This is a genomic window from Streptomyces sp. NBC_01454 (genome assembly GCF_036227565.1).
Taxonomy (GTDB): domain Bacteria; phylum Actinomycetota; class Actinomycetes; order Streptomycetales; family Streptomycetaceae; genus Streptomyces.
Window position 1 is genome coordinate 197,612 of the sequence record NZ_CP109461.1, and the last position, 26,617, is coordinate 224,228.

19 protein-coding genes and 7 pseudogenes are annotated in these 26,617 nt (G+C 67.0%); 18 read left to right on the top strand and 8 right to left on the bottom strand.

Features of this window, described 5'->3' with window-relative positions; translation table 11 throughout:
- Window positions 1-545 precede the first annotated feature (545 nt).
- A pseudogene (locus tag OIU81_RS37560) lies at window positions 546-2,059 on the top strand (ISL3 family transposase).
- A gap of 651 nt (window positions 2,060-2,710) precedes the next feature.
- On the opposite strand, the gene OIU81_RS37565 reads toward OIU81_RS37560, so the two are convergent.
- Window positions 2,711-5,257 (bottom strand): Ig-like domain repeat protein, encoded by a 2,547-nt coding sequence (locus OIU81_RS37565; RefSeq protein WP_329142628.1) that lies wholly within the window; start codon window positions 5,255-5,257, stop codon window positions 2,711-2,713.
- Window positions 5,258-5,691: 434 nt separating this feature from the next.
- Here OIU81_RS37565 and OIU81_RS37570 point away from each other — a divergent pair, with 434 nt between their 5' ends.
- Window positions 5,692-6,030: a hypothetical protein gene (locus tag OIU81_RS37570; protein WP_329142627.1), complete on the top strand. Its 339-nt coding sequence runs from the start codon at window positions 5,692-5,694 to the stop codon at window positions 6,028-6,030.
- Window positions 6,031-6,508: 478 nt separating this feature from the next.
- Here the strand turns inward: OIU81_RS37570 and OIU81_RS37575 are convergent.
- A pseudogene (locus OIU81_RS37575) lies at window positions 6,509-6,730 on the bottom strand (integrase core domain-containing protein); the annotation flags it as partial.
- Window positions 6,731-7,311: 581 nt separating this feature from the next.
- Between OIU81_RS37575 and ltrA the strand changes: the two are divergent.
- Window positions 7,312-8,589, top strand: coding sequence for a group II intron reverse transcriptase/maturase (gene ltrA, locus OIU81_RS37580; protein WP_329142626.1), 1,278 nt, complete (start codon window positions 7,312-7,314; stop codon window positions 8,587-8,589).
- Here the strand turns inward: ltrA and OIU81_RS37585 are convergent.
- From OIU81_RS37585 to OIU81_RS37600, 4 genes and pseudogenes are all read right to left on the bottom strand, one after another.
- On the bottom strand, window positions 8,538-9,329 hold the full coding sequence (locus OIU81_RS37585) for an IS3 family transposase (protein ID WP_329142625.1): 792 nt from the start codon (window positions 9,327-9,329) through the stop codon (window positions 8,538-8,540). The two genes, ltrA and OIU81_RS37585, sit on opposite strands and share 52 nt — an antisense overlap.
- Window positions 9,326-9,616 (bottom strand): transposase, encoded by a 291-nt coding sequence (locus tag OIU81_RS37590; protein ID WP_329142624.1) that lies wholly within the window; start codon window positions 9,614-9,616, stop codon window positions 9,326-9,328. The genes OIU81_RS37585 and OIU81_RS37590 overlap by 4 nt, the downstream gene beginning before the upstream one ends.
- Before the next feature lie 209 nt (window positions 9,617-9,825).
- A pseudogene (locus tag OIU81_RS37595) lies at window positions 9,826-10,211 on the bottom strand (DUF6245 family protein).
- Between the two features lie 228 nt (window positions 10,212-10,439).
- Window positions 10,440-10,997: a hypothetical protein gene (locus tag OIU81_RS37600; protein ID WP_329332003.1), complete on the bottom strand. Its 558-nt coding sequence runs from the start codon at window positions 10,995-10,997 to the stop codon at window positions 10,440-10,442.
- A 153-nt stretch (window positions 10,998-11,150) separates the two neighbouring features.
- Here OIU81_RS37600 and OIU81_RS37605 point away from each other — a divergent pair.
- The 5 genes and pseudogenes from OIU81_RS37605 (at window position 11,151) to OIU81_RS37625 (ending at window position 16,340) form a co-directional block, all read left to right on the top strand.
- Window positions 11,151-12,355, top strand: a protein-coding gene (locus tag OIU81_RS37605; RefSeq protein WP_329142551.1) for an IS3 family transposase whose coding sequence is annotated in 2 segments (ribosomal slippage) — window positions 11,151-11,391 and window positions 11,391-12,355 — 1,206 coding nt in all. Because the reading frame shifts where the segments join, the coding sequence is not laid out codon by codon here.
- Window positions 12,356-12,662: 307 nt separating this feature from the next.
- The gene (locus OIU81_RS37610; protein WP_329142622.1) at window positions 12,663-13,112 is read left to right on the top strand and encodes a MarR family winged helix-turn-helix transcriptional regulator; all 450 of its coding nucleotides are present in this window, start codon (window positions 12,663-12,665) and stop codon (window positions 13,110-13,112) included.
- 470 nt (window positions 13,113-13,582) lie between these two features.
- A pseudogene (locus OIU81_RS37615) lies at window positions 13,583-14,110 on the top strand (LysR substrate-binding domain-containing protein); the annotation flags it as partial.
- 186 nt (window positions 14,111-14,296) lie between these two features.
- The gene (locus OIU81_RS37620; protein WP_329154821.1) at window positions 14,297-14,884 is read left to right on the top strand and encodes an isochorismatase family protein; all 588 of its coding nucleotides are present in this window, start codon (window positions 14,297-14,299) and stop codon (window positions 14,882-14,884) included.
- Between the two features lie 379 nt (window positions 14,885-15,263).
- Window positions 15,264-16,340 carry an LLM class flavin-dependent oxidoreductase gene (locus tag OIU81_RS37625; protein WP_329142621.1) on the top strand — a complete coding sequence of 359 codons (1,077 nt, stop codon included), beginning with the start codon at window positions 15,264-15,266 and terminating at the stop codon, window positions 16,338-16,340.
- Between the two features lie 149 nt (window positions 16,341-16,489).
- On the opposite strand, the gene OIU81_RS37630 is transcribed toward OIU81_RS37625, so the two are convergent.
- Window positions 16,490-16,888, bottom strand: a complete 399-nt coding sequence (locus tag OIU81_RS37630) for a hypothetical protein (RefSeq protein ID WP_329142620.1) — start codon at window positions 16,886-16,888, stop codon at window positions 16,490-16,492.
- Entirely contained in the window at window positions 16,885-17,733 is an 849-nt protein-coding gene (locus OIU81_RS37635; RefSeq protein WP_329142619.1) for an IS5 family transposase, read from the bottom strand. The genes OIU81_RS37630 and OIU81_RS37635 overlap by 4 nt, the downstream gene beginning before the upstream one ends.
- 153 nt (window positions 17,734-17,886) lie before the next feature.
- Here OIU81_RS37635 and OIU81_RS37640 point away from each other — a divergent pair, with 153 nt between their 5' ends.
- From OIU81_RS37640 to OIU81_RS37695, 10 genes and pseudogenes are all read left to right on the top strand, one after another.
- Window positions 17,887-18,465 carry a group II intron maturase-specific domain-containing protein gene (locus tag OIU81_RS37640; protein ID WP_329332006.1) on the top strand — a complete coding sequence of 193 codons (579 nt, stop codon included), beginning with the start codon at window positions 17,887-17,889 and terminating at the stop codon, window positions 18,463-18,465.
- A gap of 6 nt (window positions 18,466-18,471) precedes the next feature.
- Window positions 18,472-19,567, top strand: a pseudogene (locus OIU81_RS42555) (IS701 family transposase); the annotation flags it as partial.
- 333 nt (window positions 19,568-19,900) lie between these two features.
- Window positions 19,901-20,730 (top strand): IS5 family transposase gene (locus OIU81_RS37660; protein WP_443074114.1). Its coding sequence is split into 2 segments (ribosomal slippage): window positions 19,901-20,237 and window positions 20,237-20,730, totalling 831 coding nucleotides; the frame shifts between segments, so codons are not numbered across the junction.
- An 85-nt stretch (window positions 20,731-20,815) separates the two neighbouring features.
- Window positions 20,816-21,661 (top strand): annotated as a pseudogene (locus tag OIU81_RS37665) (IS701 family transposase); the annotation flags it as partial.
- Window positions 21,662-21,856: 195 nt separating this feature from the next.
- Window positions 21,857-23,061, top strand: a protein-coding gene (locus OIU81_RS37670; protein WP_329142551.1) for an IS3 family transposase whose coding sequence is annotated in 2 segments (ribosomal slippage) — window positions 21,857-22,097 and window positions 22,097-23,061 — 1,206 coding nt in all. Because the reading frame shifts where the segments join, the coding sequence is not laid out codon by codon here.
- Between the two features lie 74 nt (window positions 23,062-23,135).
- Complete coding sequence (locus OIU81_RS37675) at window positions 23,136-23,516, top strand: helix-turn-helix domain-containing protein (protein ID WP_329142555.1); 381 nt, start codon at window positions 23,136-23,138, stop codon at window positions 23,514-23,516.
- Window positions 23,517-23,615: 99 nt separating this feature from the next.
- The gene (locus tag OIU81_RS37680) at window positions 23,616-24,995 is read left to right on the top strand and encodes a DDE-type integrase/transposase/recombinase (RefSeq protein WP_329142554.1); all 1,380 of its coding nucleotides are present in this window, start codon (window positions 23,616-23,618) and stop codon (window positions 24,993-24,995) included.
- A complete protein-coding gene (locus OIU81_RS37685) occupies window positions 24,992-25,222 on the top strand; it encodes a hypothetical protein (protein WP_329142553.1) in 231 nt (76 codons plus the stop codon). Before OIU81_RS37680 ends, OIU81_RS37685 begins: the two co-directional genes overlap by 4 nt.
- A gap of 35 nt (window positions 25,223-25,257) precedes the next feature.
- Window positions 25,258-26,031 (top strand): ExeA family protein, encoded by a 774-nt coding sequence (locus OIU81_RS37690; protein WP_443074900.1) that lies wholly within the window; start codon window positions 25,258-25,260, stop codon window positions 26,029-26,031.
- Window positions 26,032-26,177: 146 nt separating this feature from the next.
- Window positions 26,178-26,606 (top strand): annotated as a pseudogene (locus OIU81_RS37695) (transposase); the annotation flags it as partial.
- Between the last annotated feature and the right edge of the window lie 11 nt (window positions 26,607-26,617).

Here is a 26,617-nt window from a genome sequence, read left to right on the forward strand (position 1 = left end):
GTGCCCAGCCACCTCGTCAAGTCGGCTGTGGCGGAAGCGATGGCCGAGGTCGGCATCGATATCTCAGCCCGGCCTCGAAGAGCCTGCCGCTGGAGGCGGCCCGGCGTCCGATGTGGTGATCACCATGAGGTACGGGCACGCTTGCCCGATTTCCCCGGAAGCAATACCTCTCCTGCGGAAGGTCTTGCCAGCGCTGCTGAACGGTTTCGCACCGGCGCGAACGGCGCAGCGAAACGCATCCGTTGGCCATAGGGGGAGCAGGCGGCAGGTACGAGCCTCCATCGGACCTCAGGCGCATTTCCTCTTATCCGACATTGCTTTCTGTACTACTTGCAGCCCCGTCTTACGCCGTTCGATAAGGGACGACCGCGGAGAGGATCCCGGTATGCCGGATCCCGGCAGTCCTCGCCCCTCGGGGCCCCAGCTGGGCAGGTGCATGGTGAGCGAGCTAGGGGTGTGTCCAATCAACGGCCCTGTCTCACATTCGGTGGTGACGGAGAGTCGTCAGGGTCGTTGACCTTCATGTGATAGGTGTCAACGAGCTTATGCAGACGGTGTTTTTGGGTCTGTCCCCACTGGTCATGGAGGATGTGGTCGACGAGGGTGAGCGGATCGTGGTGCGGGCCCGGACGCCGCTGGACACCGCGGTCTGCCCGGTGTGCGGGGCCTCGTCGGGACGGGTGCACGGCTATCACTGGCGGACGGTGGCCGACGTTCCGGTCGACGGGCGACGGGTAGTGGTCCGTGTGCGGGTGCGGCGTCTGGTGTGTCCCACGCGAGGCTGCCGCCACACCTTCCGCGAACAGGCGCCCGGGGTGCTGGAGCGATACCAGCGACGCACCGCTCGTCTGACCAGGCAGGTCAACGCCGTGGTCAAAGAGTTAGCGGGCCGGGCGGGATCACGTTTGCTGGCGATACTCGCGGTGGGCCTGTCCCGTCACACGGCCCTGCGCACCCTGCTGCGCATCCCGTTGCCCACCGGGCGGGTGCCCCGCGTGATCGGCGTCGACGATTTCGCCCTGCGCCGGCGGCAGCGCTATGCCACCGTGGTGATCGACGCCGAGACGCACGAGCGGATTGACGTGCTGCCCGACCGCACGGCCGACACGCTGGAGGCATGGCTTCGCGAGCATCCGGGCGTCGAGACCGTGTGCCGGGACGGCTCCGCGACCTATGCTGAGGCGATCCGGCGCGCGCTGCCCGACGCGGTCCAGGTCGGTGATCGCTGGCATTTATGGAAGAACCTGTGCGAAGCCGCCCTGAGTGAGGTGAAGGCACACAGTGCCTGCTGGGCCACCGTACTGGACGCGCCGATCTACGACGGGCCCCGCGCTCAGACCACCCTCGAACGCTGGCATCAGGTTCATGGCCTGCTCGACCAGGGCGTGGGCCTGCTCGATGCGCCCGCCGCCTGCAACTGGCCCTGAACACCGTCAAACGCTACGCCCGAGCCGACCGACCCGAGCGCATGCTCCGCGTCCCCAAGTACCGTGCCAGCCTGGTCGATCCCTACCGCGAGCACCTGCGCAAACGCCGAAGTGAAGACCCCGGCGTCCCCGTCCAGCACCTCTTCGAAGAGATCAAGACCCTCGGCTTCACGGGCTGCCTGAACCTTCTGCACAAGTACATCAACCAAGGCCGCGCGGACGCCGACCGCAGCCATATCTCGCCACGCCGGCTCGCCCGGATGCTGCTGACCAGACCCGACAACCTCAAGCCCGAGCAGCACGAGCTCCTGGCCAAGCTCACCGCCGCCTGCCCCGAGATGACCCAACTGGCCACACGTATCAGAGACTTCGCCCCGCTTCTTACGCCACACACCGACAACGCCGATGCGCTCACGCACTGGATCGCCCGAGTCCGAACAGCCGACCTGCCCCACCTACACGCCTTCACCCGGGGCTTGGACCGGGACATCGACGCCGTGATCGCCGGGCTCACGCTTCCGTACAGCAACGGCCCCACTGAGGGCGTCAACACCAAGACCAAACGGATCGCGCGCCAGATGCACGGACGAGCAGGCTTCACCCTACTCCGGCACCGCATCCTCCTCGGATAACAGCACGCTCCGTCACCACCGAATGTGAGACAGGGCCGTTCGATTGACAGACCCCGTTCTGAGGGAGCCCGGAGGTGAGATCCCTCCGGGCCACCCGACCCTGCTGTTCTTCACCCGCTCAAGCGTCGCCGAGCAGGACCTGTCGGGGCGAGCGGGGAGAAAACTGGCCGTACGCGGGGAACCCCGTGGCCATCAGTGGGGCCTTAAATGGCCGCCTATGGGGAGCTTGTCACGGCCGCCGTCAGTGTACCGCGCTGTGGTGTGGGAGAGCCTGTGGTCAGGCGCCGGTTGTTTGACGCTTCCTGCGTTGCGGTGGGCAGTCGGACGCTCCTTGCGGTCGGCGCCTGCCCGACCACTTGGCTCTGTGGGTCCCGTGGGCCGGCTGCTGGAAGAGGTGGGGCCGGTCGTGGTCAGGTGGCGGCGTTCAGGGCGCAGGCATCCGTCCGTCTGATTGGTGGGTCCGGGGGTGCCTGGTCTGGACTCGCTGTGGTGTTTGTGGGCCTGTTTTTGCGGCAGGAGCCGTCCCCCGTAGTTGCGTTACGGGGGACGGCTCTTGTGTTGGGTTGTTCGCCAGCCCGGTTGGGTCAGGCGGTTCAGGTGAGTGCTGCGGGCTTCCGGCTGTGCACGTTCACGTGTACGCCAGAGGCGTCGTCAGCTGATGATGCAGGGGGTGAGGGTGTTGGAGGAGGTGAGGAATCCTCCGGGGACGGGGGTGGTGGCGGTGTAGCCGGAGGCGAGTTGGAAGACGGTGAGGTGGGCGAGGCAGGTGGCGTTGCCGAAGGTGTCGGCGACGGCGGTGCACAGGACGGGTCCGCTGGGTCCGTCGGAGTGGAAGGTGACGGTTGATCCGGGGGTGGCGCCGGTGGCGGTGAGGGTGGTGTGGGCGAAGGACCAGGGCAGCGGGGGGAAGTCCAGCGTGTAGCAGGCCGGGTGCGCCGTGAACGTACCGCCGGAGGGTTGGACGGTGACGGTGACCGGTGTGGAGGTGACGTTGGTGCAGGTGCAGGCGGTTCCGGTGGCGGTGACCGTGGCGATGAGGGTGTTGGCGCCGGGGGTGGTGAAGATGACCGGGCTGGTGGCCACCCCGGAGGCGTTGGTGAGCGCGAAGCCGATGATCGCACCGTTGCTGGTGAACGTCACCCCCGCGTTCGGCACCGGCGCCCCGTTGCAGGTGACGGTGGCGGACACGGTGGTGGGCTGGCCCACCGTGACGGTGCCCGCGGGGGGCGTGAGGGTGACAGCGCAGGTGGAGGGCGGCTGGACGGTGACGGTGACCGTGCCGGACGACGTGGTGAAGCATGCCTGTCCGCTGTAGGCGGCGTTGATGGTTCCCGATACCAGGGTGGTGGAGGTGAAGCATGCTTTGCCGGTCGCATCCACCGCAACGGTTTGGTTCAGTCCGCCGGGGCCGGTGAACACCACACTTCCGGTCGGGATGCCTGCGCCGGGGGCGGTGGCGGTGACCTGCGCGCAGACGGTCACGGACTGTCCTGGAGTGGACGGGTTCGGGGTGGCTGTCACCGTCGTGGTGGTCGCAGAGGTGGTGACGCTCAGCGGTGTGAGGGCAGACCCTGAGCCGAGGTAGTTGCTGTCGCCGCTGTAGACGGCCACCACCTGATGCACCCCGGCAATGAGCGGAGTGGTGAGCACGACGGTGGCCTGGCCCGCAGCGTTGACGGTGCCGGTCAGCGCCGGGCCGTCATCGCTGACGATGAACGTCACCGTTCCCGTCGGAACGGGAGTGCCACCGGGCGGAACTGTGGACACCTGCGCCGTCAGCGTCACCGGCTGACCGCACGGCACCGGATTCGGGCTCACCGACACCACCGTCGACGACGTCGGCTGCGCCGTGAAGGTGTAGTTCAGCGCGTTGCTCGGCCCACCGGGAGTGGTCACGGTCACCGGCACGGTGCCCAACCCCGCAGGAGCCGTCACCGTCAGCGACATACCACCCGGGCTCACCACGATGCTCGTTCCCGGCGTGGCCCCGAACAGCACCTGTGTCGCGCCGGTCAGGTCAGTGCCCGTGATGGTCACCGTATTGCCCCCTGCGGGCACTCCCTGCGCCGGACTGAGGAAGATCAGATGCGGGACCGGCGGAAACACACTCACGTCATTCGAGCCACTGTTGGTGACGTAGATGTTGCCGTTGGGCGCCACCGCCACCCCAAACGGATTGGTGCCGGCGGGGAGGGTGGTCCTGACGGTGTTGGTGGCACTGTCGATCACCGTCACATCGCCCGAGCCATTGTTGGCGACGTAGACGATGCCGTTGGGCGCCACCGCCACCCCAAACGGACCGTTGCCGGCGGGGAGGGTGGTGGTGACGGTGTTGGTGGCACTGTCGATCACCGTCACATCGTTCGAGGCGTTGTTGGTGACGTAGACGTTGCCGTTGGGCGCCACCGCCACCGCCTCCGGCTGGGTGCCAGCGGTGACGGTGGCGATGACGGTGTTGGTGGCACTGTCGATCACCGTCACATTGCCCGAGCCGGTGTTGGCGACGTAGACGTTGCCGTTGGGCGCCACCGCCACCCCATCCGGCTGGGTGCCGGCGGGGAGGGTGGCGATGACGGTGTTGGTGGCACTGTCGATCACCGTCACATCGTTCGAGCCGGTGTTGGTGACGTAGACGTTGCCGTTGGGCGCCACCGCCACCGCCACCGGCTGGGTGCCAGCGGTGACGGTGGCGATGACGGTGTTGGTGGCACTGTCGATCACCGTCACATCGTTCGAGGCGAGGTTGGCGACGTAGACGTTGCCGTTGGGCGCCACCGCCACCGCCCGCGGATTGGTGCCGGCGGTGAGGTTGGCGATGACGGCGTTGGAGGCACTATTGATCACCGTCACATCGTTCGAGCCACCGTTGGTGACGTAGACGTTGCCGTTGGGCGCCACCGCCACCGCCCGCGGAGTGGTGCCGGCGGGGAGGGTGGTGGTGACGGTGTTGGTGGCACTGTCGATCACCGTCACATCGTTCGAGCCGACGTTGGCGACGTAGACGTTGCCATTGGGCGCCACCGCCACCGCCCGCGGATTGGTGCCGGCGGGGAGAGTGATAGCGGCGAGCAGCGCCATGTGCTGCTGCGCTCCAGCCACGCTCCCGGCACCGAGCGCGGCCAGCCCTGCAGCTGCTTGCCCTTGGACGAGAAGAGCGGAGATCTGCGGCGGCAGCCACAGTTGTGCGTTTGTATTCATGGTCAGGGAGCCTCTCGATTCGCTCTGAGCGGCACTGCCCATGCGGCCGAGGCATGGACAACGCCAGATGACGTCGGCACCAGAACGCCTTGCTCCCGAAAGGGCGGCACCACACAGCACGAACGAACCGAATGATCGCATAGTGGGCTGCTCATCCAGGAGGGATGGGCAGCCCACCGGTTCACATCCATTAGGCATCTGGCACGACAGTCAACCAACCCTTCAGACGCACATTCACCCGACCGGCCCACCACCCCCGCCCAACTCTCCACAACGCAGAGCCCCACAGCACCAGAGCAAGACAGCAAAATCCCCCACCTGCACAGCCAACGAGACCGACCTTCCCTCACAGCGTAGAAACCGTGACTGCAGGGGAAGTTGGAAGTCATGCCGGTCAAAAGGCGGGTATTCGACATGGAGTTCTATGAGGGGCCGTGCGGACCGTCACCGAGACCCGCAAGCCGATCGCGCAGGTCGCCAAGGACCTCGATACCAACGAGACCACACTGGCCAGTTGGTGTCGCGGGCCCGCACGCCGACAGGACCGGGCCGACGGGACGGGGCCGGTGGGCGAGAGCGAGGAACTCGCGCCCGATGTCTTGTGGTGGGGCGACATGACGGAGATCGACACGGGCGCGGGCAAGCTCTACCTCGCATCCGTCCACGACGCGTTCTCCCGCTGGGCCCGGGGCTACGCGATGGGAGAGCAGCATGATGCCGCGCTGGTCAGCGCCGCCTGCAGATGGCGATCGCGACCAGAGGCGGCCAGGTAGGCGACGTCATCTTCCACATGGTCCGCGGCAGCGGGGAGTACACATCCGAGGCGTTCCAGCAGCTGTGCGGCCGCTGAGGTGTGGTGCAGTTGATAGGCGGCCCTGGACAACGCCGCCGCGGAATCGTTCCACTCGGTCCTCAAGGTGGAGTACATCCACCGGCACGGCTTCGCCACCCGCGCCGAGGCCTGACTGAAGATCGCCACGTGGATCGCGGACTTCCACAACATGAAACGTCGCCACAGCGCGGCCGGCGGGAAACCGCCCGCCGAGTTCGAACGGATCACCAGGAAGCGCGAGCCCGAACCGATCAGAAAGCCCGGGCCGCATCACCAGACAGCTCTACGAAACCAGGGGATTCACAGATCAGTCTTCTGACCTGGAGGGTCGGGGCAGTGCCGCCGTGCTGGTCGTCTCGGCGAGTGCGATGCGGCCGCCCTTCAGTTTGAGGTGACCCCCGGAGTGTGGACACAGGGGTTCATGCTGCGAGTGAGAGTTTAGCTGTCTTGTGGTGCTGCTGTTCGAACTCCATTGGGGAGAGGTAGCCCAGGGCGCTGTGGCGGCGGCGGGCGTTGTAGTAGGTGAGCCACTGGAATATCTCCAGCCTCGCCTGCCGCATCGTCAAGAACAGTTTCCCGTACATCGTTTCTCGCTTCAGGCCCTGCCAGAAACTCTCGGCCAGGGCGTTGGTGTGTCCAGAAGGTGATTGTGAGGTTCTGATGTAGGAGACGGAAGCGAACAGTCGCCATGTTGTTGTGGAGATGAAGGTAGGTCCTTCGGCATCGGCATGCAGGTGCAGGTGCAGGTGTCAAACCACCATGAGCTGCTGCGGTGAATGAGCCGTGGTGGTGAGCGTCATGGAAAAGCCGTACTGAATGCGGCAGGTGGGGGTTGAGAAGGCGAACGCAAGTGAACCACTGATGACGTGTCGTAAAGCTTAGATGACATCAAAACCAGGGCCTCAATGCTGTCCTGGGACAAGTCAGACGAGAACCTGTCTATTGGTCTGGCGGTGTCCGGCATGAAGGTGGCGCGAGCTCAGTCCGGGCTTCACAACGGAACTGGAGAACTCCTCGACGCGAAACCGCGATCCACGGGTTGACGTGGCTCGCGAGAGGAAGAGGCTCAAGTGGCGAAGAGCCATGAGAGCCGGAGTACCGGTCGCGCGTCGGGAGGGCGGAATGTCCCGTAGTAGTGATGAAACCTCCGTAATAGAGGCGGAGCGAAGGGGACGTGTTGTTGGGTGTCGATCGGCGATCAACCAGAGATGGGAGGAATCGGATGGTCGAGACGAGATCAGCGAGCAAGCCGTTTGATATTCCGAAACGGCTGATCTGGAACGCATACCTGAAGGTCAAGGCCAACAGGGGAGCGGCTGGGGTGGACGGGCAGTCGTTAGCGGAGTTTGAGCAGGATGAGAAGAACAACCTGTACAAGCTGTGGAATCGACTCTCCTCGGGAAGCTACTTCCCCCCACCCGTGAGAGCGGTTGACATTCCCAAAACCGGCGGTGGGACTCGGAGCCTTGGGGTTCCGACCGTGGCCGACAGAATCGCCCAGACGGTAGTGGCCATGACGTTGGAGCCAGATGTGGAGCAGATCTTCCATCAGGACTCGTATGGCTATCGCCCGAGGCGGTCCGTGCTGGATGCGGTGGAGACGTGCAAGCAGCGGTGCTGGAGGCATCCCTGGGTGATCGACCTTGATATCCAGGGATTTTTCGACAACGTGCCGCACGCCCCCATCATCGCGGCAGTGGAAAGGCATACCAATCTCTCGTGGGTTCTGTTGTATGTGAAGCGATGGCTTGTCGCCCCTGTGCAACAGCCCGACGGAACGCTCGTCAGACGGGAAAAGGGAACTCCTCAAGGATCTTCTATTTCCCCGTTGTTGTCGAATCTGTTTATGCACTACGCCTTCGACGCGTGGTTGGCTCGGGAGTACCCGGCGATCAGGTTCGAGCGGTACGGCGACGACGCTGTGGTGCATTGCGCCAGTGAGAAGCAGGCGAATTTCGTCCGCGACATCATCGAGCGCAGGTTGCTGCAGTTCGGATTACGTCTCCATCCGGAGAAGACCAGGGTGGTGTACTGCAAACAGGAAGGTCGTGAACGGGAGTTCCCGGTCACGGAGTTCACGTTCCTGGGGTACACCTTCCGTCCTCGGGCGGCCCGCTTGCGGGATGGGAGGCTGAAAACCGGCTTCCTTCCAGCAGTGAGCGAAACAGCCATGAAGTCCATGGCGAGGACTATCCGGAGTTGGCGACTGGGGCGCTGCACCGAGCTGAGCTTTCGGGAGATCGCCGCGATGATCAACCCTGTCGTGGCGGGATGGATCAATTACTATGGGCGCTTCTACAAGTCCAGATTGATCAGGTTCCTGGAACAGCGGATCAATCCGTTCCTGGTGAAATGGGCCCGGAGGAAGTACAAACGGTATCGTAGTGCCTCAAGGAAGGCCCGGAGGAGGCTGGCTGAGATTGCCTCAGCATTCCCGGGTATGTTCGCTCACTGGAAGCATGGCGCATTGCCCACTGGTTCAACAATGGGAGCCGTGTGAGTCGCGAGGTTCACGCACGGTTCTGAGAGCGGCGGTGGGTGAGATTCCCGCCGCCGACTCACCTCCCAGCAGACTCCGGTGCGGCCGACTGATGCCCTGAGCCCCAACGAACGAAGTTTCCCCCGGAGTTCCCGAGAAGTATATTGACTGCCGCGGTCCGAATGAAAAATGCAGCCGTCGGTGAGGTGGGTGTTCCGTGCTGCCATGTCGAGTGCGTCCGATATGAGTGAGGTCTTCATATGGTCAGCCATCCCCCAGCCGATCACGGCCTTGGTATGGCAGTCAATAACCGTCGCGAGGTAGAGGAACCCGGCCCAGGTATGGATATACGTGATATCGCTGACAAGCTTGCGACCGGGGGCATCGGCGGTGAAGTCACGGGCTATCAGGTCGGGTGTGGACGGCGCCGTGTCGTCGGCGACGGTGGTCACTCGCCAGGGTCGTGGCTGGCACGGGACCAGGCCCAGCTCGCGCATCAGAGCGCGGACCAGCTCCGGCCCGGCCTGCACGTTCATCCTCTTCAGGGCGGCGTGGACGCGCCGGTAGCCGTGGGTTTCGTGCGAGTCGGAGAAGACCTGGCAGATGATTTCCTTGAGTTCTGTGCGGCGCCCGGAGGTGGCCGACAACGGCCGGGAACGCCAGTGGTAGAAACCCGACGTCGATACACCTGCCCAGGCACACATTCGTCGCACGGGATAGGTATCGGACTCGCCGTCGATGAACTCGTACTTCTCCGTCACCGGTATTCCTGGGCGAAGAAGGCCGCCGCTTTTCCCAGGAACTCGGTCTTCATCCGCAGTTCACGGTTCTCGCGTTCCAGCTCACGCAGGCGAGCGCGTTCGCTGATGTTTAGGGGTGGTTCCTCGCCGGCGTGCTCCTGCCGGTAGCGGCTGACCCAGGTACCCAGAGTTCCCTCGTTCACCTGGATTTCCCGTGCGACCTCGGCGATCGGCCGGGACTCCACGACCACCATCTTGACTGCCTCGTCCCTGAATTCGGGACTGAACTTCCTACGCTTTGGTGCCACGTGCTCTCTCCGCCGTTCTGGACTTCGATCCTATCGGGGACCCCTGTCCGAGAACTTCGGGGCGGCTCACCCCTCGACGAGGAGCTGATGCTCGCCAGCATGCATGATGCCCCAGCGTAGGGGAGTCTGAAGAGCCCAGGTGGTGAGGAGACCTCCGGCCGATGCTGCCCACTCGCCGAACGTACCTACACCTGCGTCATCAGCGATTCCTACAGGCCGACCGACTTGAGCATATCCAGCAGCAGATCGACATTGCCGAGCGCCGTCTTCAAAGCCGCACGGGCGGCGTGAAGCCGCTCGGCCCTGACGGCGAGGGTGACCACGTCGCCCAGGGCGGTCGCGTGCTGGCTGACGGCGACCACCCCGAGGAGCATGCGCAGCCCGGTCACGGCCTGCACAGCAGCCAGCGGGACCTAATGCAGGGTCATCACCCGCTGCGGCGTACCAGCCCGCAGTACCTGCCACCGGATGAACTCCGCCCGCTTGGCCGGATCCCCGTCCGCTCCCACGCCGCGTTCCGGGCATCGTCATCCGGCTTCACGGCGTCGGCCACTGCCGCCTCGGTCTGCACCACACCCAGCAACGCGTTGACCATCCGAGCCCGATAGGCGTCCGCCCCACCCAGCCGGCCAGCCTCCCCCGGAGTGTTCTGCCCGTGGTATCCTCAGCACACCCATCGCTGCGGCGATCTGCTCGACGCCGACCGGCGTCTCTTCTCGCTGCTCATCCCACCCACTGATAGCAAGCAGGCTATCAACCCCGTCCCACAGACGGCAGCGGATACCGCGTAGATCCCCAGACCAGGAACATGCCACGCGCGTGATCATTCCTTAGCGTTCAATCCAGCAGCATCACCGGCAGGACCCAACACCCCCCGCTGCGAGGGGAAAGGGATGACCATCGCGCCGACACCCTCACCGGCTCTGCCGGCCCGGATCAGGGCTTCGGTCGCCCGCTGGGCCCGATCCATCGTCTCCGGGTCGAGGGGTGCCAACGGGTTCAGCCCCGACGGCGGATGGAGCATGACGACGACGCCCTCGGGCCCGCCCCCCAGCCCTCGGCCCACGGCCTGGTTGTTCTCGTAGAAGGTCACCATCTGCGCGAGAAACGGCATCTCACGGCGGAGCCGTTCAGCGACCAACGGCGTCAGCCGCTCACCATTGAGGAGAATCCGGCCGCTCTTGCCGACCGCCGCGGACAACACCCGGCCGTCCGGGGCGAAGTGGTACTTCGTCTCCACTCCGGTCTCCATCAGACCAGCCTCGACAGCCCGCTCCCACGCGTGCTCCAGACGTCTGACCTCCGCCTCCGGGAACGGCGGCATGCCGGCCTTAGGCGGCCGGGCACCCCGTTGTACGCGCTGATTCCTGATCTGCCCCATCGTCGTCCTCCTCGTCTGTATCTCCCACTACAACGGCACAAGAGCGGGTGCAGGTACTCCGGCATCTGGGGGATAGCGTGGCACTGAGGTGATCCCCGTGATGTGGACACACCTGACAATGGATCTTGTTGATCCTGGAAGGTGTAGATCTCTGTGGCACGGCCCTCGAAGTACAGTGCGGAGTTCCGGTCCGACGCGATCGCGTTGTGGCGGGCTTCGGCCGGCAGGCGGACGTTCAAGGACGTCGCGGCCGATCTGAACGTCAACCCCGAGACGCTGCGGACCTGGGTGCGCGACATGGACGCACCGTCGGCCGCCGCTGGCGCGTCGGATGGCGCGGAGGGCGAGCTGGCGCGGCTGCGGGCGGAGAACGCCCGGCTGCTGAAGAACGAGAAGGAATGGCAGCTGGAGCGGGAGATCCTGCGCCGGGCAGCGGCGTATTTTGCCCGGGAGATGAAGTGAAGACCGCCGCTTGGGACTTCGTCTCCGCCCATGCCGAGATGTTCGGCGTCAAGCGGATATGCCGGGTGCTGGAGGTCTCCCGCTCGGGCTACTACGGGTGGATCGCCGGCGCCGAAGCGCGGGCCGTGCAGCAGGCCGCCGAGGACACGCTGGTCGCCGAGATCCGCGAGATCCACGCCGAACACCGCGGGAACTACGGCGCGTTGCGGGTCCACGCCGAGCTGCGCGGCTTCGGCCACACGGTCAACCGCAAGCGGGTCGCGCGGCTGATGCGCAAGCACGACATCGTCGGCCGCCACCTGCGCAAGAAGAAGCGCACCACGACTCCAGACCGCCTCGCGCCGCCGGTGCCGGACCTGGTCCGGCGGGACTTCACCGCCGGCGATCTGGACGAGAAGTGGTGCGGTGACATCACATACGTGCAGGTCGGAGCAACGTGGCTCTACCTCGCCTGCGTCGTGGACATCCGGTCCCGCCGGGTGCTCGGCTGGTCGATGGCCCCGCACATGCGGGCCGAACTCGTCATCGACGCGCTCCAGAACGCGGTCGCCGCCCGCGGCGGCAACGTGGCCGGAGTGATCTTCCACGCGGACCGCGGGTCGCAGTACACCTCGGCCGCGTTCGCCCAGGTCTGCGACCGGTACGGCATCCGCAGGAGCATGGGCAGGGTCGGCTCAAGTTACGACAACGCCCTGGCCGAGAGTTTCTGGCAGGGCCTGAAGCGAGAAACGATGTACGGGAAACTGTTCTTGACGATGCGGCAGGCGAGGCTGGAGATATTCCAGTGGCTCACCTACTACAACGCCCGCCGCCGCCACAGCGCCCTGGGCTACCTCTCCCCAATGGAGTTCGAACAGCAGCACCACAAGACAGCTAAACTCTCACTCGCAGCATGAACCCCTGTGTCCACACTCCGGGGGTCACCTCACGGGCCACTCGACCCGGCCCAGCGCTCACGCTCCATCGTGAGCCCAGGCCGGGCAGCAGGACGGCGCGCCGACCGCGCCTCGTCCGCTCACTTGCGGGCGATCCGCAGTCGCTTGGCGCCACTGTATTCTATTGGCCGACCAATACAATGGGGTGAGGTGATCCTCTGGCAGAATTGCCGGGACTTGCCTACCCGCGGGGGGATCGACAGCTATGCCGCCAGCATCCGAACCGGTACATGGGCGAGACCATGTACCGACCGTCGCCGGCGCTCCGATGAGCGAGGCCATCTTCCGTGCTGCCCGCGTGCACCGGATAACGGCCGGCAGTCTGCTGCGTGAGACCGGCCTGTATCCGGGGCAGGAACTGCTGATGATGCAGCTGTGGGAACGCGGTGAGGAGCGCCAGATGGACTTGATCAAAACGCTCGGTCTGGATCCGTCGACCGTCACCAAGATGCTGCAGCGCCTGGAGCAGTCCGGCTTCGTCACCCGCAAGCCTTCCCCCGTCGACCGCCGGGCCGTCGTCGTGAGCGCCACCCGCGCGGGCCAGGCTCTGCGCGACCGAGTCACCCAGGCATGGCGCGATCTGGAACAGGTCACCGCAGCAGGGTTCACGGACGAGGAGTGCGACCAGGCGATGCGTCTGCTGGCCCGGATCGAGGCGAACCTGACGACCGCGCCGTCCGCCACCGATTCCGTCGACCGCCCCTCGGCCACCCCCTGACGCCCTCGCCCGGTCCCTTGCCGACGGCGGCGTCCTGACCTATCCGGTCCGGCGGCAGGCGCTGGAGGCGGTGCCGCAGCACCGGAGTGTACCCGGCTTCCGCCTGGTCGCCGGCAAAGGCGACGGGCAGGGGCCGCCGGCCTGCGAGCCGCTCACCGCAGAGCCGGAAGCCCCGTGGAGCTGCGGGCTGGAGGATGCCGGGAACCGTCATGCCGGACCTCGGCCCGACGAGGAGCCGGGTTCCGCATTACTGCACTTCAACCATGATTTTCCGGGTCCGGTCGGATGGCGGGAAGGGGACCTAACGCCCCGGCCGTGCGGCGAGGACTGACGGTGCCTCCGTCGTCACGGCACTCCCCGTCGCGCCCCCTCGACGTCTGACCTGGACCCGCGCCTGGCCGGCGTCCGGGCAGGGGCCGCATCTCGGCGCGCCGCTGCATGGAGGGCCGCCATTCTCCGGCGAGCGCCGAATGGGCCGTCTCGACCGCGAGCTGTTCGAACGCCGCGCCCGCGGCGTCACCCCGTTCCCCTTCGCGGACGAGTTCGCCGCACAGCTGTCCGCCCCGCTCGACCAGCTCGCGCACGTCGCCGGCGAGACGCCCGGCCCCGTCGCGGCATCGGTGTACCTCGCGGGACCAGCAGAGTTCCTGTGCACCGTCCTGCTCGCAGTGCTGGCTCCCCTCACAGCCGACGGCGTCCGGCTGCGGGTGACCACCGGGCTGACCGCCCAGCTGCTGGACGAGCTGCGCGCCGGCCGCCACGATCTCCTCGTCACCACCCAGCGCCCCCGCATCCGCTCCCTGCACGCCGAACCGCTCGCCGACGAGGAGTTCGTCCTGGTCGCGGCTCGCCCGTGGGCGGAGCAGCTGACGGGGCAGGAGCTGCCGAACGCCCTGCAGGAACTCCCGCTGGTCACCTACGCCGAAGACCTGCCGATCGCCCGCCGCTACTGGCGGCACGTCTTCGGCACCCGCCTCCAGGCCCAGGCCGCGGTGACGGTCCCGGATCTGCGCGGCGTCCTCAATCGGACCGGATTTCGCCTTGCGCGTTCCTTGGGAATAGATCCCGGGTGCCGTACGCTGGAGACAATAGGTTGGTCGGCAAAGCAATTGCTCCGACGGGAGCCCCGGCCGATCCGTACAACCGCCCGGACGGCAGTCCGACAACTCAGGAGAAGTCCCCTCATGACCGCACAGCCCTTCACCGCCGACAACACGGCGATGCTGCTCATCGACCACCAGGTCGGCACCATGGGATGGGTCGGTTCCATCCCCTTCGACGAGATGAAGGCCAACGCCCTCGCCTTGGCAAAGGCCGCCAAGGCTCTGGACATCCCCGTGGTCGTCACCTCCTCCATGGAGGAGTACGCCCAGGGTCCCCTGCTGGCCGAGCTCGAGGAGATCGCCCCGGAGGAGTTCGCCGCGCGCATCAAGCGCCAGGGTGTCGTCAACGCTTTCGACGACGAGAACTTCGCCGCCGCGGTCAAGGCCGCCGGCCGCAAGAACCTGATCATCGCAGGCGTCACCAACGACGTGTGCACCGTCTTCCCCACTCTGACCGCACTGCGGGAGGGCTACCAGGTCCAGGTCGTCGCCGACGCCGGCGGCTCCCCCTCGAAGATGGCCGACGAGATCTCCATCCGCCGCATGGAGAACGCCGGGGCCACCATCACCTCCACCAACCAGCTCCTGGCCGAACTGGCCGGAAGCTGGACCAGCGAGCGCGGCAACAAGATCATCTCGATCGTGATGGGCCTCATGCCCCAGCAGTGATCCCGCGCGATATGAACCGCGGCACCCGGGACCACCCTCACCCGGGCGGCGCACCGACGCGATGCAGATCCAACCTGATCTGCGACTTCGTGATCGAAGAGGTGCGGGGCGGGCCCGGCCCGCCCCGCAACCGCGATGGCTCCACCAGGTTCTCGACCCGGCCCGGCGGGGCCCCGCCGGGAGGCGGGGCCCCGCCGGGAGGCGGGGCCCCGCCGGGAGGCGGGGCCCCGCCGGGAGGCGGGGCCCCGCCGGGAGGCGGGGCCCCGCCGGGAGGCGGGGCCCCGCCGGGAGGCACACGCCCGCAACCTCACACCCCACCCGGTCCACCACCCTTTCCTCTCTTGCCCAACAAAGCCTATCGCTTGCCCGGGAGGGCGCAATGCAGTTCGGCATCTTCACCATCGGCGACCTCACCACCGACCCCACCACCGGCAGGACACCGACCGAACACGAGCGGATCAAGTCGATGGTCGCGATCGCGCTCAAGGCCGAAGAGGTCGGCCTCGACGTCTTCGCGACCGGCGAGCACCACAACCCGCCGTTCGTCCCGTCCTCGCCGACCACCATGCTCGGCCACATCGCCGCGCAGACCAGCCGGCTCATCCTCTCCACCTCGACCACGCTGATCACCACCAACGACCCGGTGAAGATCGCCGAAGACTTCGCGATGCTCCAGCACCTGGCCGACGGGCGGGTGGACCTGATGATGGGCCGCGGCAACACCGGACCGGTCTACCCCTGGTTCGGACAGGACATCCGCCAGGGCATCCCCCTCGCCATCGAGAACTACGCGCTGCTCCACCAGCTGTGGCGCGAGAAGGTCGTCGACTGGCAGGGCCGCTTCCGCATCCCCCTCCAGGGGTTCACCTCGACCCCACGGCCGCTGGACGGCATCCCGCCGTTCGTCTGGCACGGCTCGATCCGCAGCCCCGAGATCGCCGAACAAGCCGCGTACTACGGCGACGGCTTCTTCGCCAACAACATCTTCTGGCCCAAGGAGCACTTCCAGCGCCTGATCAGCCTCTACCGCGAGCGCTACGCCTACTACGGCCACGGCACTGAGGAGCAGGCCATCGTCGGGCTCGGCGGCCATGTCTTCATCCGCAAGAACTCCCAGGACGCCGTACGCGAGTTCCGCCCCTACTTCGACAACGCCCCCGTCTACGGCCACGGCCCGACGATGGAGGAGTACATGGAGCAGACCCCGCTCACCGTCGGCAGCCCACAGGAAGTCATCGACAAGACCCTGACCTTCCGCGACCACTACGGCGACTACCAGCGCCAACTCTTCGCCATCGACCACGCCGGGCTGCCACTGAAGACCGTCCTGGAACAACTCGACCTCCTCGGCGAGGACGTCATACCCGCACTGCGCAAGGAGTTCGCCTCCGCACGCCCCAGTCATGTTCCGGAGGCCCCCACCCACGCCTCCCTGCTCGCCCACCGCACCGCGTAGGCCGCACAGGACCGCGAGAACTCCGAGGAGACTACCAAGTGAACGCCCCTCAGCCGCTGCAGCTCACGGTCGTCTCAGCCGGCCTAACTGACCGTTTCAGAGGGCGGTTCGTAAGGTGATGTCGGTTTCCAGGCGAGGCCTGGTGCGGGCTACTGCTTCCTGGTGAAGCTGCCGGTGTCGGCTTCGGTGAGGATGTCGAGCTTGACCAGGCGTTTCAGTTTTGCGCGGGTGCCCTCGATGTTCTTCGGCAGCGGTTCGTGGTCAAGGGCTTCGCAGATGTCCCGAGCTCGTAGAGGGCCGGTCGCATCGTTGAAGACGCTGAGGATGCGGGAGTAGTCCGGGTGCTCGGGCAGGTCCGGTGGGCCGGCCGGGAGCCGGTCGGTGAGGCTGGTGACGGTCTGTCGTGTGATCGTGAGGTGTTCGAGACGGGTCTCGGCTTCCCGAAGGCGGTTGTGCAGTTCGGTGATCTGCCCGCGGAGGTCGTCGGCCAGGGCCCGGGCGGCGTCTTCCTGGATGCCGAGGGCATCGAGGAGGGGCTGGAGGTTCACGCGGCAATCACTCGCGGGTCGCGCCAGGTGGGGGTGTTCTCTCCGGTGAGCCGGCGGGCCATCACGTGGGTCATGGCCCAGTAGACGCGGGAGGCCGAGGAGGCCGGGCGGTGTTCGTAGTCGCGGACCAGGCGCCGGTGCAGTATCAGGATTCCGTAGGTCTGCTCGACCCTCCAGCGCTTCGGCTGCGGGACGAAACCGATGTCCTGAGGGTTGCGTTGGACGATCTCCACGTCGATACCGAGCGTGGTGCCGTGGGCGACCACGGCGGTCTTGAAGCCCTGGTCGACCAGGGCCTTCTCGACGGTGTTGCCGGTGTTCTCGGCAACCTGGCCGAGCAGAGCGATGCCGGCGGCGTTGTCGTGCGCGCTCGCGGCGAGGACGACTACCGCGATGACCAGCCCGAGCACGTCCACGGCCAGGCCCCGCTTGCGGCCTGGGACGCGCTTCGCGGCGTCGCGGCCGCTCGTGGAGGCGGGGACCCCGGCCGCCGCGTGGACACTCTGCGTGTCCAGCACCACCAGGGTCGGGTCCTCTAATCGGCGGGCCCGCTCGCGGACCTGGCAGCGCAGGAGCTCGTGGATGACCCGGTCGGTCCCGTCGTCCCGCCAGACGGCGAAGTAGTAGTACGTCGCGCTCTTGGGCGGCAGGTCGTTCGGGAGGTAGGCCCACTGGCAGCCGGTCCGGCCCTGGTAGAGGATCGCGTTCACGATCTCCCGCATCGCATAGGCGCCCTGGTGGCCGCTGACCGAGCGATGCCGGCTCTTCCACGCCGTGATCACCGGCTCGATCAGCGCCCACTGCCCGTCCGATAAGTCACTCGGGTACGGCTTACGTTCAGTCACCTCATCAGATCACCAGAACAACGACCGTGGACAGCGGGTTTCAGTCCGCACCCACACCATCAGGCGACGACAGAACCACCCGAAGACTCACGAACCGTCCTCTGAGAGCGGCGGCGGGTGAGATTCCCGCCGCCGACTCACCTCCTGATCGCTGTGACCGGGACCCGTGACGATGCCGAGAGGATGCGTGCCGAGGTGGCGGCGGTCCTCGCGCCGATGGGCTTGCGCCTGTCGGTGGAGAAGACAGCGATCACCCACATCGATGAGGGTCTGGACTTCCTCGGGTGGCGTCTCCAACGTCATCGCAAGCGCGGAACCCAGAGGTACTACGTCTACCTCTACCCCTCCAAGAAGGCCCTCCAGGCCGTCAAGGAGAAGGTCAAGACGTTGTGCAGACAGGACACAAACCTGCCGTTGGCAGTCGTGCTGCACCAGCTCAACCCGGTGCTGCGGGGCTGGACGGCGTACTTCCGGCACGGCGTGTCGTCCGCGACCTTCCAGTACCTGTCGGCCTTCACCTGGCGACAGGTCTTCGGATGGCTGCGGCGCAAACATCGCCGGACCAACTGGAAGACCATGCGCCGTTGTTACTGTGTGGGCCGATGGTGGCCCGCCGATGGCGAGGTGGTCTTGTTCAAGACCGCAAAGGTGCGGACCAACCGCTACCTGTATCGCGGAACCAAGATCCCCTCACCGTGGCCCAGCGGGACCGCGCGCGAAGCGGTTGTCTGAGAGGGCTTGTGGAGAGCCGGATGCCTGGAAATCGGGCACGTCCGGTTCGGGAGGCGGGCCGGGGAAACCCACCGACGGCAACGTCGGCCGGGCGCCCCGGTCCGACCTCACCAGCTGGCCGAGTATGTCGGCCAAGAGACCCCTGACGGGCTGCAATTACTCCTCGCGTCGTGCCGGTGGGAGCCCGACGAGGTCCGCGACGACTTGCAGGGGTACGTCGCTCAGCCCCTGGGCCGCTCGGACGGAGTCCTGATCCTTGATGACACCGGTTTCCTGAAGAAGGGCATCACGTCGGCCGGGGTCCAGCGGCAATATTCGGGCACCGCGGGCCGCACCGAGAACTGTCAGATCGGCGTGTTCGCCGCCCACGCCTCTTCGAAGGGACGGCGTTAGTGGACCGCGAGTTGTATCCACCCAAGTCCTGGACCGAGGATCCGAACCGGTGCCGTGCGGCGAAGATTCCCGCTGCCCGGGCGTTCGCCACCAAGCCGGAGCTGGCCCGCACGGCTGTCCTGCGTGCCCTGGCGTCCGCTCTGCCCATCGCCTGGGTCACTGCGGACGCCGCCTACGGACAGGAGTGGCGTTTCCGCGACACCCTGGAAGAGGCGGGGGTCGGCTATGTTCTGGCAGTGCCGAAGTGCCAGCAGGTCAAGTACCAGATCGGGAGCTGACGCATCGATCACCTGCTGACCGGTGCCCCGGATGAGGCATGGGAACGACTCTCGTGCGAGGAAGGGGCAAGGGCCCGCGTGTCTACGACTGGGCCGCCGCAAAGCTGCCCGAGGCCGCGTCCCCCGGCAGTGGGCAGCCCACCCATCATCGCTGGGTGCTCGCCCGCCGCAGCCTGAGCCGACCCGACGAGTTCGCCTATTACCTCGCCTACTCCCCCTGCGAGACGACCATAGCAGAACTGGTGCGCTTGGCCAGCTCCCGCTGGGCCATCGAGGAATGCTTCCAGGCCGCGAAGAACGAATGCGGCCTGGACCAGTACGGAGTCCGCCGCTATGTCGGTTGGTACCGACACACCACCCTCGCCATGCTCGCCCATGCCTTCCTTGCCGCGATGGCCACCCGCGCCTTCGAAAGGGGGGCCGAAGAATCGGTTCGATCGCCCTCGCGCCCCCACCGTGGCTGCTATCCGGCGACTCCTGGACCTTGCCCGTTCCCCGAAGGGACGACCACCGCGATCCTTGCGCCCCGAGCACAGACTCCACTGGTCCAACTGGCGACGCCACCACCAAGCCATCGCCCGCACCTGCCACTACCAACGCCGCACGCACCCCGATCAGGTGAGTAACGAACGACCGCCAACCTGACGCGACATCAGCCCACTAGACTCTAAACAGGCACTCTGACCAGCACAAATGGAGAAACGCTGCTGGATTACCTAGGTCGTGTCTTCAAATGATCTTGAGTAGTGGATCATGGTTGGGTGATACGTCGCCATGAACTGTCCGATGCCGAGTGGGAGTTCGTCCGGCCGCTGCTGCCCGCGTCCTTGCGGGGGCGGAAGAGGTTGGACGACCGAAGGATCCTCAACGGGATCGTGTGGAAGTTCCGCACCGGGACGGCCTGGCGGGATGTGCCCGAGCGGTACGGGCCGTGGGCCACGCTACACACCCGCTTCCGCCGGTGGGCGGCGGACGGCACCTTCGAGCGGATGCTCAAGACCGCCCAGGCGCAGGCGGACGCAGTGGGGCATGTCGACTGGCTGGTGTCGGTCGACTCCACCGTCGTCCGCGCTCACCAGCACGCCGCTGGGGCCCGAAAAGGGGGCTTCGCAGCCCCGGCCTCGGACGCTCCCGAGGCGGCCTGACCAGCAAGATTCATCTCGCCTGCGACGCCTTCGGCCGCCCGCTCGCGTTCACCGTGACGGGCGGCAACACCAACGACTGCACCCAGTTCACCGCCGTGATGGAAGCGATACGGGTGCCCCGTATCGGCCCGGGACGGCCCCGCGTGCGGCCCGCCCATGTGCTGGGCGACAAGGGCTACAGTTCCAAAGCCATCCGCACCTGGCTGCGACGGCGCGGCATCGGCCACACCATCCCCGAGCGGGCCGACCAGATCCGCAACCGGCTCCGGCGCGGCAGCCACGGCGGGCGCCCGCCGGCCTTCGACAAGCAGCTCTACAAGCGTCGCAACGTCGTGGAACGGTGCTTCAACCGCCTGAAGCAGTGGCGAGGCATCGCGACCCGGTACGACAAGACCGCCGAGTCCTACCAAGCAGCCGTCACCCTCGCATCGCTCCTGATGTGGGCGTGACATTTGACGACAACTCCTAGTAGGGCTTGGTCATGTGCGGTCCTTGATGGCGTGTCTTCTTGATCGGTCGTGTCGTTGACCGTGTGTGCTGAGTGGGGAGTTGGCTGCGGTCCGGTGTGATCTGGAGGACTTCGCGGCGGAGATGTTCGAGCCGTTCGCGCGGGCGGATCAGCGACGGTGGGGCGGGGTCTATCTGCGGGGCCTGCTGCTGGACGGCGGGCGCAAGTCGGTGGAGCCGATGGCCGCCCGCCTGGGCGAGGACGGGAACCGGCAGGCCCTGGCCCACTTCGTCACCTCCAGCCCGTGGGATGCGGCGCATGTGCGGGCCCGTCTGGCCTGGCGTATGCAGCCGGTCGTCAAACCCACCGCGTTGATCATCGATGACACCGGGTTCCTCAAGGACGGGGACGCGTCCGCGTGCGTGACCAGGCAGTACACCGGCACCGCGGGCAAGGTCACCAACTGCCAGGCCGGGGTCTCGCTGCACCTGGCTTCCAACGGCGCCTCGGCGGCGGTGAACTGGCGTCTGTTCCTGCCCGGGAGCTGGGATCCCGCCTCACCGAAGGCCGATCCGGCCAAGGTGGCCCGTCGTGACAAGTGCGCTATCCCCGCCCAGGTCGGCCATGTCGAGAAGTGGCAGCTGGCCCTCGACATGATCGACGAGACGCGGTCCTGGGGCATCGAGGTGCCCCAGGTCATCGCCGACGGCGGCTACGGGGACACCGCCGCCTTCCGGCTCGGTCTGGAAGAACGCGGCCTCGACTACGTGGTGGGCATCTCGACCACGACCACCGCGCAACCCGAGGACGCGCAGCCGTGCACCCCGGCCTTCCCCGACCGGGGCCGACGGCCGGCTCCTGCCTACCCCGAGCCAGCACAGAGGGTGAAGAGCCTGGTCATCGCGGCCGGTAAATCTTCCGCGCGGCCGGTTGTAGATAGTCACTCAACATGCTGACGAACGGGCAGTGTTGTGCCATTGGTGATGTTGATGAGGAAGAGTTCACAAGAAGGTAATTGATCTTCTGGGTGCTGGGCGGCACCGTGATCATGTCCTGAATGAGGTGATCCCCGTGATGTGGACACACCTGACAATGGATCTTGTTGATCCTGGAAGGTGTAGATCTCTGTGGCACGGCCCTCGAAGTACAGTGCGGAGTTCCGGTCCGACGCGATCGCGTTGTGGCGGGCTTCGGCCGGCAGGCGGACGTTCAAGGACGTCGCGGCCGATCTGAACGTCAACCCCGAGACGCTGCGGACCTGGGTGCGCGACATGGACGCACCGTCGGCCGCCGCTGGCGCGTCGGATGGCGCGGAGGGCGAGCTGGCGCGGCTGCGGGCGGAGAACGCCCGGCTGCTGAAGAACGAGAAGGAATGGCAGCTGGAGCGGGAGATCCTGCGCCGGGCAGCGGCGTATTTTGCCCGGGAGATGAAGTGAAGACCGCCGCTTGGGACTTCGTCTCCGCCCATGCCGAGATGTTCGGCGTCAAGCGGATATGCCGGGTGCTGGAGGTCTCCCGCTCGGGCTACTACGGGTGGATCGCCGGCGCCGAAGCGCGGGCCGTGCAGCAGGCCGCCGAGGACACGCTGGTCGCCGAGATCCGCGAGATCCACGCCGAACACCGCGGGAACTACGGCGCGTTGCGGGTCCACGCCGAGCTGCGCGGCTTCGGCCACACGGTCAACCGCAAGCGGGTCGCGCGGCTGATGCGCAAGCACGACATCGTCGGCCGCCACCTGCGCAAGAAGAAGCGCACCACGACTCCAGACCGCCTCGCGCCGCCGGTGCCGGACCTGGTCCGGCGGGACTTCACCGCCGGCGATCTGGACGAGAAGTGGTGCGGTGACATCACATACGTGCAGGTCGGAGCAACGTGGCTCTACCTCGCCTGCGTCGTGGACATCCGGTCCCGCCGGGTGCTCGGCTGGTCGATGGCCCCGCACATGCGGGCCGAACTCGTCATCGACGCGCTCCAGAACGCGGTCGCCGCCCGCGGCGGCAACGTGGCCGGAGTGATCTTCCACGCGGACCGCGGGTCGCAGTACACCTCGGCCGCGTTCGCCCAGGTCTGCGACCGGTACGGCATCCGCAGGAGCATGGGCAGGGTCGGCTCAAGTTACGACAACGCCCTGGCCGAGAGTTTCTGGCAGGGCCTGAAGCGAGAAACGATGTACGGGAAACTGTTCTTGACGATGCGGCAGGCGAGGCTGGAGATATTCCAGTGGCTCACCTACTACAACGCCCGCCGCCGCCACAGCGCCCTGGGCTACCTCTCCCCAATGGAGTTCGAACAGCAGCACCACAAGACAGCTAAACTCTCACTCGCAGCATGAACCCCTGTGTCCACACTCCGGGGGTCACCTCAAGGTGCCGCTCCTGCGAGGCGACGCACATCCTGCTTCCAGCGTTGTCCCTGGTCAGACGCGCGGACACGGCTGAGGTCGTCGGGGCCGGGCTGGAGCTCGCGGCAGCCGGCTGGGGCTGCCGGCGGATCGCCGGGCGGCTGGGCAGGCCGGTGACGACAGTGCGGGGCTGGCTGCGGTGCTGGTCGCGGCGGGCGGTCCGGGCGACGGCGGTGTTCACCGCGTGGCTGGTCGCGCTGGCGGACGACCCGGCCGCGGTCCTGCCGGCCCCGGCCGGGACGGCGGTCGCTGACGCGGTCAGTGCGGTGACGGGGTTCGCGTTCGCCGCGAGGGCGAGGCTCGGGAAGTTGAAGGTGCCTACCTGGTTGCTGGTGTCGGCGGCCTGCCACGGCCGCCTGCTGGCGCCGGGCTGGCCTCCGGCCTGACCTCCGAAACGATCAACACGAGCTGACCCTGACGAAGATCGTCGGGCTCGGCTCATCCTGGCGGCTGGCATGTCCACAGCCGTTTCAGGAGGGCGCCGGATGGCGTTGGTCGATGAGGAGGAGCGACGGCGGGCCGAACGGGCCCACCAAGTCGCCTTGTTCCGTTACCAGTTGATCCGCGAGGCGGCTGACGCTGCCCTGAGCCCGCGCCAGCGCGGGGCGATGGTCCGCGCGATCGCTGCCCGGGTGCACACCGATCCGTTCGGGAAGCCGGTCAAGATCACGCGCGGGACGGTGGATCGCTGGCTCAAGCTCTGGCGTGAGGGCGGTTTCGACGCGCTGCTGCCGCCGACCCGGCAGGTCACCCCGCGCACGCCGGAGGAGGTGCTGGACCTGGCAGCGGCCTTGAAGCGGGAGAATCCGAGCCGGTCGACCGCGCAGGTGGTGCGGATCCTGCAGCAGCACCTGGGCTGGGGCCCGTCCTACCGCACCGTCCACCGGCACCTTCAGCGCCTGGAACTGCTGACCCGCCCCGACGGGCAGGCGCCGGAGGCGTTCGGCCGGTTCGAGGCGAACCGGCCGAATGAGCTCTGGGTCGGGGATGCCCTCCACGGGCCGAAGATCGCAGGTCACAAGGCTTATCTCTTCGCGTTCGTCGACGACCACAGTCGGGCGGTGGTCGGGCACCGCTGGGGCGGCGCCGAGGACAGCGTCCGACTGGCGGCGGCGCTTCGGCCGGCACTGGCCGCCCGCGGCGTCCCCGAGGGCGTCTACGTCGACAACGGCTCCGCGTTCGTGGACTCCGCCCTGCTCAGAGCCTGCGCGAGGCTCGGGATCAAGCTGATCCACTCGACGCCGGGGCGCCCGCAGGGCAGGGGCAAGATCGAACGCTTTTTCCGCACTGTCCGGGAACAGTTCCTGGTCGAGGTCGACACGGAGAAGGTCACCGACCTGGCCATGCTCAATCGCCTCTTCACAGCCTGGGTCGAGCAGGTCTATCACCGGCGGGCGCACTCCGAGACGGGGCAGCAGCCGCTGGAGCGGTGGATGGCCAGCGCCCCGTTCCCGGTCCCCACCCCGGACGCGTTGAGGGAGGCTTTCCGCTGGTCAGAGCTGCGGAAGGTCGCCAAGACCGCCACGGTCTCACTCCAGTCCAACACCTACAACGTCGACGCCTCGCTGGTCGGCCGGCAGGTCGAGCTCGTCTTCGACCCCTTCGACCTGACCGACATCGACGTCCGCTTCGGCGGACGCTCGTTCGGCAAGGCCATCCCGCACCAGATCACCCGGCACGCGCACCCCAAGGCCAAGCCCGAGACCCCCGTCGCGGCCCCGCCGGCGCCGACCGGGATCGACTACCTCTGCCTGATCGACACCGAGCGCACCAGGGAACTCGGGCAGCGGATCAACTACGAGGTCTTCCTGCCCGGCCAGGCCCAACCGACCGAAGCCGTCGACCTGACCGAGGAAGGCTCGTGACCAGCGGCAACCCGGTCCAGGACCGGCTCGACGAGCTCGACGACCAGGAGACGTCGGCCCGCCTGCTGCTGGAGCGGACGCTGCGGCTGGCCGGCCGCAGGCTCGACCACCACCGGGTCACCGGCCCGGCCTTGCGGCTCGCGGTCCGCTTCCACCGGCGGGCCGAACACGCCGCAGCCGAACTGGACCGCTGCATCGCCCACTTGGAGAGGACGGACGGACGTTGATAGACAAACTGACCGCGCACTGGGGCTTCACGCGCATGCCCTTCGACAAGGACCTGGCCCCCTCGATGCTGCACCGGCACTCCTCCCACGCGCAGGCCGTCGCCCGCATCACCTGGTGCATCGGCGAACGCGCACTGGGGGTGATCACCGGCGAGGTCGGCGCGGGCAAGACCGTCGCGGTCAGAGCGTCGCTGTCCCAGCTGGACCACCCCCGCCACAAGGTGATCTACCTGGCGAACCCCGCGGTCGGCGTCGCCGGGATCCACCACGCGATCGTCGCCTCGCTGGGCGGCGTCCCGCGTCCGCACAAGTCGACGCTGATCCCGCAGGCCACCGCCCTGCTGGCCACCGAGAACAACGAGCGCGGCCGCGTCCCCATCCTGATCATCGAGGAGGCACATCTCCTGGACCACGAGCAGCTGGAGGCGATCCGGATGCTGACCAACGACGAGATGGATTCCAACAGCCCGCTGGCCTGCCTGCTGATCGGCCAGCCGACCCTGCGGCACAAGATCAAACTCGGTGTCCTGGCCGCCCTGGACCAGAGGATCCAGGTCCGCTACAACATGCCGTCCATGACCGGCGAGGAGACCTCCTCCTACCTGGTCCACCACCTCGCGCTCGCCGGCCGCAGCGACACCCTGTTCACCGACGACGCGATCACGCTGATCCACGACACCGCCCGCGGCTTTCCCCGCGCCGTCAACAACCTCGCCGTCCAGGCCCTGCTGTCCGCCTACGCCGAGGGCAAGCCCATCGTCGACGAGACCAGCGCCCGCGCCGCCGTCGCCGAAGTCACCGCCGAATGACGACCGCGCCCACCATAGGCACCGTCAACATCCCAGTGACACGATGAAGATCAAACAGCCCGCCGGAACCCCACCGGCGGGCTCTTCTCATCCCCGAACATCACCATCGGGAATGGCAAACCCGTCACGATTTTGAATGGCACCCAACACCGGTGCAGTGGAGGGAGGGATCGCGGCCCGGCAGTGGCCGCAGCGGACACAAGCGCATGTACTCGCGCTTCGTGGCCCTGCGGGTCCGGCCCGCCGGACGTGAGATCCGCAAGGCCACAGCCGCCACCGAGCTTCCGGTCCGCTGGCTGCTGGCCGAATGGCCCGCCAACCAGGACGAGCCCGTGCAGTTCTGGCTCTCCAACCTGCCTGAGACCACCTCGTTGCCCGTCCTCGTGCGCACCGCGAAGCTCCGCTGGCGCATCGAGAACGACTACCGCGAGATGAAACAGGCCCTGGGCCTGGCCCACTTCGAAGGCCGAACCTGGCCAGGCTGGCACCACCACGTCACCCTCGTCTCGGTCGCGCACGCCTTCTGCACCCTTCAGCGACTGAGCCGATCCCCAAAAGAGACGGCGTCGGCCTGAGCCTCTACCGA